This window comes from Frankia sp. AiPs1 (genome assembly GCF_023716945.1).
Taxonomy (GTDB): domain Bacteria; phylum Actinomycetota; class Actinomycetes; order Frankiales; family Frankiaceae; genus Frankia.
Genome location: NZ_JAMQQF010000870.1, coordinates 1 through 1,711, shown reverse-complemented (window position 1 = coordinate 1,711; position 1,711 = coordinate 1). Strand labels below are relative to the sequence as shown.

At 74.8% G+C, this 1,711-nt stretch carries 2 protein-coding genes; one reads left to right on the top strand and one right to left on the bottom strand.

Annotated elements, in window-relative coordinates; all coding sequences use genetic code 11:
• Nucleotides 1-249, bottom strand: a 249-nt coding sequence (locus ND748_RS31445; protein WP_251749928.1) for a TetR/AcrR family transcriptional regulator, incomplete at its 3' end; no start/stop codon positions are given.
• Nucleotides 250-609: 360 nt separating this feature from the next.
• Here ND748_RS31445 and ND748_RS31440 point away from each other — a divergent pair.
• Entirely contained in the window at nt 610-1,566 is a 957-nt protein-coding gene (locus tag ND748_RS31440; protein WP_251749927.1) for an SDR family NAD(P)-dependent oxidoreductase, read from the top strand.
• The last annotated feature ends 145 nt before the right edge of the window (nt 1,567-1,711 follow it).

Genomic DNA, 1,711 nt, shown 5'->3' with positions numbered 1-1,711 from the left:
GCCCAGCAGCGCCGGCGCCGCGTCGCACAGCCGGCCGAGCTCGGCGCGGTAGACCGCCTCGACGAGCGCCTCTCGGGTCGGGAAGTGCCGGTACAGGGTGGCGATGCCGACCCCGGCGTCCCGCGCGACGGCCTCCAGCGGCACGCCCGGACCGCCCGCGGAGAAGGCCCGCAGGGCGGCGTCGAGGACCTGGTCGCGGTTGCGGCGGGCGTCGGCCCGCAACGGCCTGGTCCTGGCGTGCGCCGACATCGTTCCCCTCCCCCGGGCCAGGTGGGCCGCGGCCGGCGGCACCACGTTCGGCCTGTGCCGGCCTGTGCCGCCCCGTGACTGGCGAACGCCGCCTGTCGGCGGCACCGGTCGCCGGTCACCTGGGGCCAGGCAGACCGTTGCGCGTCCAGCGAACGTTCGGTGGCCACGTTGCTAAGTGGAGGCGCCTCCACTTAGGCTGGGTCTCGCGCCTGGAGCTTCGCCCCCGCCGGAACCGACCGAGTGTTCCCCAGGCCCGCGCATCCCGGCCCGGACAGGCCGCCACCGCGGCCGACCCGGCGCCACCATCATATCGGCCGGGCCTCCGCCCGGATCCGCCGAGCACACAGGAAGATCATTACTGTGAGCACTCTGATCACCACACCGTTCTCCGCGACCTCGACCGCGGCCGAGGTCCTGGCGGAGGTCGACCTGTCCGGCCGGCGCGCCGTCGTGACCGGCGCGTCCTCGGGCATCGGCGTCGAGACGGCACGGGCACTCGCCAGCGCGGGCGCCCAGGTAACGATCACGGTCCGTGACCTTGACGCCGGCGCCCGGGTGGCCGCCGACATCACCGCGTCGACCGGGAACGACCACGTCACCGTCGCCCCGCTGGACCTCGCGCAGCCCGCCTCCGTCGCCGCGTTCGTCAACGGCTGGCAGGGCCCGCTACACATCCTGGTCAACAACGCCGGAGTGATGGCCGCGCCGGAGACCCGCACGTCGCAGGGTTGGGAGCTGCAGTTCGCCACCAACCATCTCGGGCACTTCGCGCTGACGACGGGCCTGCGTCCGGCGCTGGCCGCAGCCGGCGGCGCCCGGGTGGTGTCAGTGAGCTCGAGTGCGCACCTGCGCTCCGACGTCGTCTTCGACGACATCCACTTCCTCGCGCGACCGTACGAGCCATGGTCGGCCTACGGGCAGTCGAAGACCGCCAACGTGTTGTTCGCCGTCGAGGCGACCCGGCGCTGGGCAGACGACGGCATCGCCGTCAACGCGCTCATGCCCGGCGGCATCCGCACGAAGCTGCAGCGCCACGTCACCGACGCCGAACTCGAGCGGCTGCGGGCGCAGAGCACCGCCGCGGCCGGCGGCGGGGGCGGGGGCATCTCCTGGAAGACGCCCGAGCAGGGGGCGTCGACCTCGGCGCTGCTCGCCGCGTCGCCGCTGGTCGACGGAGTCAGCGGCCGGTACTTCGAGGACTGCAACGAGGCCGGCCCGAACCAGCCGGGCACCCGCACCGGGGTGGCGGACTACGCCCTCGACCCGCGTTCGGCCGCGCTGCTGTGGGACGTCAGCCTCGCCACCCTCGCCGGCTGACCGCGCCGCCGCAGCGCCGCGGCGCCCGGCGGGGGGGCCCCCGGGGGGGGACCGGGGCGGGGGGTCCCCCACGACGCCTCGAACACCGCATCCTCACTTCTCGTCGCCGGGCCAGAGCCAGAAGGCGGACCGCACAGTCGGAATG